Annotated in this window: 7 protein-coding genes; 2 read left to right on the forward strand and 5 right to left on the reverse strand. The window is 60.7% G+C overall.

The window, feature by feature from the left end; all coding sequences use genetic code 11:
* Window positions 1-2: 2 nt before the first annotated feature.
* Both mobA and B2A78_RS17010 read left to right on the forward strand, forming a co-directional pair.
* On the forward strand, window positions 3-1,484 hold the full coding sequence (gene mobA / locus B2A78_RS27005) for a molybdenum cofactor guanylyltransferase MobA (protein ID WP_077731204.1): 1,482 nt from the start codon (window positions 3-5) through the stop codon (window positions 1,482-1,484).
* An 86-nt stretch (window positions 1,485-1,570) separates the two neighbouring features.
* Entirely contained in the window at window positions 1,571-2,314 is a 744-nt protein-coding gene (locus tag B2A78_RS17010; protein WP_077731205.1) for a flagellar brake protein, read from the forward strand.
* 13 nt (window positions 2,315-2,327) lie between these two features.
* Here B2A78_RS17010 and B2A78_RS17015 read toward each other — a convergent pair whose 3' ends face one another.
* From B2A78_RS17015 to B2A78_RS17035, 5 genes are all read right to left on the reverse strand, one after another.
* Window positions 2,328-3,863, reverse strand: a complete 1,536-nt coding sequence (locus B2A78_RS17015) for a DNA polymerase Y family protein (RefSeq protein WP_077731206.1) — start codon at window positions 3,861-3,863, stop codon at window positions 2,328-2,330.
* 554 nt (window positions 3,864-4,417) lie between these two features.
* Window positions 4,418-5,065, reverse strand: a complete 648-nt coding sequence (imuA, locus tag B2A78_RS17020; RefSeq protein WP_077731207.1) for a translesion DNA synthesis-associated protein ImuA — start codon at window positions 5,063-5,065, stop codon at window positions 4,418-4,420.
* Window positions 5,065-5,676, reverse strand: a complete 612-nt coding sequence (lexA, locus tag B2A78_RS17025; protein ID WP_077731208.1) for a transcriptional repressor LexA — start codon at window positions 5,674-5,676, stop codon at window positions 5,065-5,067. Before lexA ends, imuA begins: the two co-directional genes overlap by 1 nt.
* An 87-nt stretch (window positions 5,677-5,763) precedes the next feature.
* Window positions 5,764-7,140, reverse strand: coding sequence for a cytochrome B6 (locus B2A78_RS17030; RefSeq protein WP_077731209.1), 1,377 nt, complete (start codon window positions 7,138-7,140; stop codon window positions 5,764-5,766).
* A gap of 377 nt (window positions 7,141-7,517) precedes the next feature.
* Window positions 7,518-8,300 carry an enoyl-ACP reductase gene (locus tag B2A78_RS17035; RefSeq protein ID WP_077731210.1) on the reverse strand — a complete coding sequence of 261 codons (783 nt, stop codon included), beginning with the start codon at window positions 8,298-8,300 and terminating at the stop codon, window positions 7,518-7,520.
* Between the last annotated feature and the right edge of the window lie 106 nt (window positions 8,301-8,406).

Here is an 8,406-nt window from a genome sequence, read left to right on the forward strand (position 1 = left end):
CCATGATTTTAGAGAGGGCAAAAATAACCGGCGTGATTCTGGCCGGCGGACGCGCACGACGGATGGGCGGCGAAGACAAAGGGCTGATTCGCTTCAAAGGCAGACCACTGGCGAGCTACGCTCTGGAAGCCCTGGATTCGGTCGCCGCGCACATTCTGATCAACGCCAACCGGAATCGGGACGCATACGCGCGTTTCGGTTATCCCGTGATATCCGATCAGACCGACACTTTCGACGGGCCTCTGGCCGGGCTGCTCAGCGCCATGCGTGCCGCGGAAACGCCCTATGTCCTAACCGTGCCATGCGATTCGCCGCTGGTGACGGGGCGTCTTCTGGAAAGACTGTGCCGGGTGATGCAGGAGACCGGAGCCGAGCTTTGCGCCGCCCACGACGGCGAGCGTTTGCACCCGGTTTTCCTGCTGGCTGAACGCCGCCTGGCGGACAGCCTGGAACGTTATCTGGCCGGCGGTCAGCGGAAGATCGACCTCTGGCTCGAGCAGCACAGGCTGGCCTTGGTCGATTTCAGCGATCATCCCGAGCTGTTCGCCAACGTCAACACGCCGGGGGAGTTGGCGGCGCTGGAGGGCATGGAAACGGCGGATGCAACGGCAGCGGCTCCGATCGATCTTCAGGCCAATCCTTACGATATCCGAATGACGAATGCGGGACGCGCCTCCTGCTATGCCGCCACCGCGCTCGACGAGTACGGTGAACGCCGCGAATTGGAACTGGCGGGCGAACGCGCTCTGACCGTCTATGTGGACAAGTACGAAATCGTCACCTTGATGACGATCGGAACCCATCCGGAACTCCTGACGCTCGGTTATCTCCGCAACCAGGGATTCATCGAGAACATCGCCGACATTCGATCGGTGCAGGTCGATTGGGAGACCGAGGCGGTCGCGGTGACTACCCGGCTCACCGAACACGCCTTTCTCGAAAGGCTGGGCAGCCGTACCGTCACCACGGGGTGCGGTCAGGGCACGGTGTTCGGCCGGTTGATGGACCAGCTCCGCGAAATTCGCGTACCCAAGGTGACCGTCCGCCAATCGGAGATCTACGGCGTTTTCAATGCGCTCAGGGATTACAACGAGGTATACAAGCGGGCCGGGGCGGTGCATGGCTGCGCGCTGTGCAAAGACGGCAAGATCGAGATCTTCGTCGAAGATGTCGGACGCCATAATGCCGTGGATGCGATCGCCGGCTACATGTGGCTCACCGGCATGGAAGGCGGGGACAAGATTTTCTATACCACCGGACGCCTCACCTCGGAAATGGTGATCAAAGTCACGCAAATGGGGATCCCGGTGCTGCTGTCGCGTTCGGGGGCCACCCACATGGGATTCGAGCTGGCGCGGCAGGCGGGCGTGACCATGCTCGCCCGCGCGAAGGGACGGCACTTCCTGGTTCTCAATGGCGGCGAAAATATCGTTTTCGACGTGCCTTTGCCGAAGCGGCCTTCGCCCGAAACGACGGATGATTAACAACCGCAGGCAATTCCGATCACGTTTTTCGGTGCGTTGCCCTGCTAAGCTTTAATGTCAAGTGATCCTTAGTTCTATTGCGACCTATGCCAGCCGATACCAGTGAAAGCCAAGGCGGATACGTTCTGAAAAGCCGGGGCGAAATCATCGAAAAGCTCAAGCTCATGCAGACGAAGAAGTGTCTTTTAAGCACTCTGCCGGACGGTAGTGGCCTGAGTTTCGTGACCACGGTCGTGCAGGTGATGGCGGAAAAAGGATTGGTGGTCATGGATTTGAGCGAGAACGCCAGCGTCAATCGGCAGTTGCTGGCGGCGCAGCAAGTCGCATTTCGCGGACAAATCGACGGCATCCAGTGCCGCTTCGCCCTGACCAAACTTACCGAGGCGACCTTGAACGGGCAAACCGTGCTTGCGGCCCCGATTCCGGATTCCTTGTACTGGCGGCAGCAGCGGACGTTCTACCGGGTGGCGATTCCGGTAGCCATGCCGGCCAAATGCGTGGTCAGGCTCGACGACATGCCCGCAGAGTTCGGTATTGCCGACATCAGTCTTTCTGGGTTAGCCCTGATCGACAAAGCCAATCGGCTCGGCGACTTGTTCTCCGTCGGGCATATTCTCGAAGAATGCAGGCTGATCCTGCCCGGCCATGGCGAAATGATGCTGGGTCTCGAAGTGCGCAATAAAGTCGCGATGACCTGGGCTAACCCGCCGGTCGGTCAGCGGGTGGGGTGTATTTTCCGCGGCGCCAGCCGAAATTTCGAAATCAGCCTTCAGAAATTCATTTACGAGATTGAATTGCAGAAGAAGCGGCAGGAGAGCGTATCGCGCTGAGGGCGGCCAAGTCCTAAGCAAAGAAACCATGGAGGTACCACCCGCCGTTCTCATCGAGTTCCCGGTATATCCAGGCGCGGACGCCTTCCGGGCTCACCGCCACGCGGTAATCCCGCCGGATCGACGCGCCGTCCCACCAGCCGCTCTCGATGCGTTCCCGCTCCGGCAGCAACCGGTAACGGGTTGGATCGCACGGTCGAGGCTTGGGCAGCAGCCACAACGGCCGGCGCTCCTTGCCGATGGCGAAGCCGATGGGCGATTCGTTCCGCGTCCAATCGCAAACGGCGTCTTCGGGAGCGCCGGAGACCCCCTTCCAGGCGAGCTCAGGGCGGTGATCGGCCGGGGTGTCCAGAAAGCGCAAGGCATCGCGTCCCAGGCGCTGCTGCAATTGTTCCAGCAAGGTCTCCCAGTCCAAAACGCCCGGAGTTTTGGCAGCGAATAGATCCGCCTCGTGCGCCCGATAGGGTTGTAGCGCGCCGCAACGCAGGCGAAGGGCGGTAACGGCGTCAGGCAGGGGCGTTCGCTCCAGACGCTCGCTCAGCAGCATCGAAATTCTCTCCGGATCGCGGCTGGCGTAGCGAAGCTTCAGTTCCAGGCGCGTGGCTGGCCGGCGGAAGTGGAAAAGCTCCAGTTCCAGCCGGTCCGTGGCGGCGTCGTGCTGGCGCAAAAAGGCAGCCAAATTTTCCAGCAGAACCGCGCACACGGGGCGCAGGTGAGCCAGGTTCTCGGTTTCCGCGGCGAGTTCCCGATAAGCTTGAAAGACAGGCGGCGTTCGGAAGAGCCCGGGCATTTCCTTTTCCCGCCCTGCGGCTCGGTCGAGTTGGCGTAGCACGGCAAGACCGTAACGCCGAGCTAGGCCGTCCCGCGGCAAACGCCAGAGATCGCGCAGGGTGTGGAGACCGGCCTTGGCGAGCCGGTTCGCCGTATTCCGTTCCAGGGGCAAGCGGGCGATGGTCAGATCGCCGAGCCCGGAGCGGAGTGCCGCCGGGTTCTCCACCGTCCGCTCCAGCCCGGAGGAGGCCATGAGCCAGGCCGGAAAAGGTGCCGGTGCCGCCGCGAGAATGTTGCAATGGCCCAGGTTTTCGAGCTTGGCACGCAGCCGCTGCGTCAAGGCATTCAAGCCGCCGAACAGGGTCAGGCTGCCGCGGATTTCAAGGACCAGGGCGGCCGGATAATCGAGGCTCACCCAAGGCGTGAAGCCGAGCCCGGCTTCCGCCAGCTTTTCCAGCGCTTCGCGTTCCATCCGTTCGTCGCGGCGATGCAGTTGCAGACCGGCGCATAAGGCCAGGGCCGCGTTCGTAGGTAAGCCGGGATGGATGCCGAAAGCCCCGGCGGCAGGGGTGGCGGCAGAAATCAGGGAACGCCCGCCGCTGTCCACCCATACGGCGGCGGGACAGTCGTCTTCGAGCTTGAAGACCTCCAGCGGCAAACGCGGCAGATAACAGCACAGCCAAAGTGCCGCCGGCGCCGGCTGCGAAGTAGCGGAGACTTGCGTGGCCGACAATGTGAGCTGGGCTGCCGGAACTGTCGGAAAAGCCTGCAAAGCCATGGGGTGTTCCAATGTTTAGGGCATTTTTATATCGGGTGTAGGGGCGAATGAATTCGCCCCTACACCATAAATTCGAACTGAAAATGCTCTTGCCCAATTTGCTCCTTCTTTCCGGGCAGAGGTATCTACATAAGTCGATCAAAGAAGGAATCGTTGCGCGATAGCTTCGTTTGAGTTGTAGGCCGGAATAAGCAAAGCGTTTCATACGGCACACCGTGTGCCGTCCCCTGTGGGCGCTGCGCATGCCAATCCGCTCCCGGCCGCTTGGTCCGGCAAAACTCAGTGGGACATAACATTGTGCCGGGAACGGCTATCGCCCCTTCGACTTCGCTCAGGACAGGCTTATCCTGGCCTACATCCGGCTGCGTCGGGAAAGGATTCCCGACTTACGTGGCTGCTTCTGCATGCTGCCTATTAACCCGGCCTATAAATATAGGCCGGGTTAATCCGGGGCAGGGATGCCCCGGCGCGGCGACAAGCCGCGTGAGCCCAGGCCGGGCGTGTACCGGCCTGGGCGGCGGCCCGAAATACCAGGAGGGTATTTACGGGCCTGATTAATAATTGGGAAACATATCGTCCGCCCCGCCAATCAGTACGGCATTCACGACCGGCATGCCGCGCGTCTTGAGAATGTGAACCCAAAGCCCTTGCTCTCCCGCTTCGAGGCGAAGACGCAGGGCGGCCGGGGTGCCGGCGGGCAGGTCGGACAAAAGCAGTACACCGAGGCAATGGCCTTCCGTCGCCGCCAGTTGCAAGCGGCGCAATACCGGAAAAGGAGACGGTTTGCGGGGCCAGGCCAGGACCATGCCGCAGGCGGTGCTGCGCAACAGTTTTTCCGCGCTCCACCAGATGTCCTTGTCGTTCGAGAGCTTGTCCAGCAGGAGCAGGCGGCCCAAATCGATGCCGGCATCCGCCAGGGCCGGTGCATATGGCAGATAAGGCGGCGCGATCCAGGCCAGGCGTTTTCCCGATCCTTGCACGTGCCGCATGGCGGGAAGCAAGAGATGCAGTTCGCCGATGCCCCAGGCGGGAACGGAAACTTCCATCAATGCCGCAAAAGGCCAGCCTCCTTCCGGTAATGCGCGGTCCAATTCCTGAAAGCCGGTGGGAATCGCAGCATTCTCGGCAGGTTGAGGCCGGCGGCCGCGCCACAGAAGCGGCGTCGTGCGGAGCAGTTCATCAAGTCCATTTGGGCTGTTCATCACACCCACTCGCTGCGGATGACGCCGACTACCACGCCTTCGATGCACAACTCCTGGCGCTCTAGGTCGACCGCCAGGGTTTCGAAGTCGGGATTGGCCGGTTCCAGATAGGCCACGGAGCCTTCGAGCCGCAGCCGTTTTACCGTGACTTCGTCGCCGATGCGGGCGATCACGATTTGGCCGCTGCGGGTCTGGTCGGTGCGCTGCACCGCCAGAAGATCGCCTTCCAGAATGCCCGCATCGCGCATGCTGAGACCGCGCACGCGGAGCAGGTAATCCGCTTTGCCCTGGAACAATTCCGGGCCGAGGCGGCAATATTTCTCGATATGGGCTTCTGTCAGCACCGGCCGGCCGGCGGCGACTCTGCCGATGACGGGCAGGGCGTCGGCCGGAGCCTGGTATTCCAGCAGCCGGATACCCCGCGCCAGAGAGGGCATGAGCTCGATCAGACCTTTTCGGGCCAATGCCTGAAGATGGCCGCGCACGGCATTCGTGGATTTGAGACCCAGCGCATCGGCAATTTCCGCGATGGTCGGCGGTACGCCGCTCTGGCGCAGGGTTTGGCGGATATGGTCGAGTATTTCCTGTTGGCGCGGAGTCGTGTTCTTCATGGCTTATAAAAGCAGTGCTTTTATAAGCAGTATAGTTGGGCTTTCGAGAAATGCGCAAGCATCGATATGGAGGATGCGACGAATGCTTTACAGCGTTAGCAGAAACGCGAGCAGATCCTCTTTCTCGGACTTGGTGAGTTTCAGTCCGAGCACCAGGTTGAAGAATTCCACCGTGTCTTCCAGCGTCAGCAAGCGGCCGTCGTGCAGATAGGGCGGCGAGTCCTTGATGCCGCGCAGAGGCGGAGTCTTGACGGAGCCGTCCGTCGAAGTGGCTTGGCTGGTGGTGATTCCGGGTCGGTAAAACCGTTCCACCTTCAGGTCATGGGTCTGGTTGTCGGTATAGTGGGGCGGTGTGTGGCAAGTCGCGCACCGGGCTTTGCCGAAAAAAAGTTCCTGCCCTCGGAGCGCGGCCTCGTCGTTGTTTTTTTGCGGGTCCAGTTTGCCCGACGTATCGAGCCTGGGCGCCGGCGGAAAATCGATGAGTTTTTGAAACTCGGCCATGAGGCGCGCTTCGTCGGCTCGTTCGACCATGTGGGCTTCCTTTCTTTTGGCGGCTTCAGCGTCTCCGTCGAAATAAGCCGTCTCCAGTTCGAATTCCGAGCGGTCCTCGATGCTTTTCAGTCGGCCCTGGGTGTCGAACAACTGCTGGACGTCGACGCCCCTGAGGCTCCGCGTGTCGATGCGACGGCCGGGTTCCCGCGGCCGGGTGCTCGATGCCGTCTGTATGGCCGCGCCGGTGTGGCCGTTGACATGGCAGTCGAAACAGGCGACTCCGGAAGAAGGATCTTCGGTACGGCGGTCATCGGTGGCGTTGAACTGCTGCTGGGGAAAAGGTGTGAGCAAGAGCCGCAGCCCTTCCAGCTGTTCCGCATTGATGATGCCGTCGAAAAGTTCGCGGTAGTTGGATAGCGTTATCAAGCGGCTTCGAGAGACATCGCCCAGGTCCGGCCGTGTCTTGAGAAAGAGCGGAGACGGGAGTTCCGGTTGGAAGCGATCCGGAATGTCGAAGCCCACGTCGAAACGGGTGAGATCCCGGCCTTCTTGCTCCTCGACGGCTTCTATGAAATTTTTGCTGAACACGATGCCGCCCTCGGCGGGATTGGGGTGGGGCAGAGGCATGAACCCCTTCGGAAACAAGTCTTGCTTTCGAATGTCCTCAGGGGACATTTCCACTAATTCTTCCCAGGTTATGACCTCCCGCAGTTTGACCCGCACGCCTTCCTGAATGGGTTTGCCATGGGTCATCGTCACTGTTTTGGAGGGGTTGTCGCTGAGATCGTAACGTTCGTCGAGAGCCTTCAAATGGCGCTCCATGGCATCCAGCTTTGCGGTCTTCATGCGCGCCATGAACTGCTGAAATTCCTCGGCGCTCCTCGCCGGAGCGGGACACATCGCGAGGCCGGTGAAGGTCAGGCCCAGGATTGCGAATCCACGCAGAACCGTTTCGAGTGCTTTTTCTGGCATCGTCCGTTCCTCCCTATCGGCACTTTGCTGAATGCAGCCTCGAAAGCCGCGATGGTTGAAGTCCGTAGACGAAATGTTTAATTAAATGGCAGTCATCTCGATAGCGATAGCCGTACGAATACGGACCCATTCAAAGTCGCTTTCGATGAGGAATTAATTTTTGTAGGGTGGGTTAGGCCGCGAGGCCGTAACCCGCCGAGCGACCTCGAATCGGTGGGTTACGCTCCGCTAACCCACCCTACATAATGGTCACTCGAATGCCCAATGGAATGAGTTCGATTCCAGGGCAAGCAGGGCGGTCGGAAACCCGCAAGAAGCCGCGGTGAAGGGGCGAGGGGCAAGCCGGGACGATCGTCCCGGCCCGCCGATGACGAAGATCAGATCCCGGAGAGGCCGACGATGTTGTAGCCGGCGTCCACGTACAGGATTTCCCCGGTGATGCCGGATGCGAGATCGGAGCATAGAAACGCGGCGGCGTTGCCCACTTCCTCGATGGTGACGTTCTTGCGCAAGGGAGCCGCTTGTTCGCCTTTGGCCAGCATCTCGCGGAAATTGGCGATGCCGGAGGCGGCGAGGGTACGGATGGCTCCGGCGGAGACGGCATTGACGCGGATCCCTTCGGGGCCGAGGGAAGCCGCCAGATAACGGACATTGGCTTCGAGGCTGGCTTTGGCGACGCCCATCACGTTGTAATTCGGAATGGCCCGTTCGGCACCGAGATAGCTCAGCGTCAGCAACGAACCCTTGCGTCCCGCCATCAGCTTGCGGCCGGCTTTCGCGAGCGCGGCGAAGCTGTAGGAACTGATGTCGTGGGCGATACGGAAATTTTCGCGGGTTACCGCGTCGAGATAAGAGCCTTCCAGGGCTTCGCGAGGGGCGAAGGCGACGGAATGGACGATGCAATCGAGCCCGTCCCAGCGTTTGCCCAATTCGTCGAAAAGCGCGTCGATCTGCTCATCGCTCGCCACTTCGCAGGGCAGGACGATTTTCGCGCCCAGTTCCGCCGCCAGTTTTTCGACGCGCTCCTTGAGCTTGTCGTTCTGATAAGTCAGCGCGATTTCCGCTCCCTCCCGCCGCATCGCCTCCGCGATGCCGTAGGCGATGGACCGATTGCTGGCGACACCGACGATAAGAGCACGCTTGTCTTGCATGAAACCCATGGTGAATCTCCGATTTCGTCTGGAAATGGCGCGAAAGTATCCGCTAGAGGCCGAATGCTGTCTAGCCTGCATTTCTCCCCCCCTTCAATCGCAAACGGTCGCTTAA

It is taken from the genome of Methylocaldum sp. 14B (assembly GCF_002005105.1).
Classification (GTDB): Bacteria; Pseudomonadota; Gammaproteobacteria; order Methylococcales; family Methylococcaceae; genus Methylocaldum.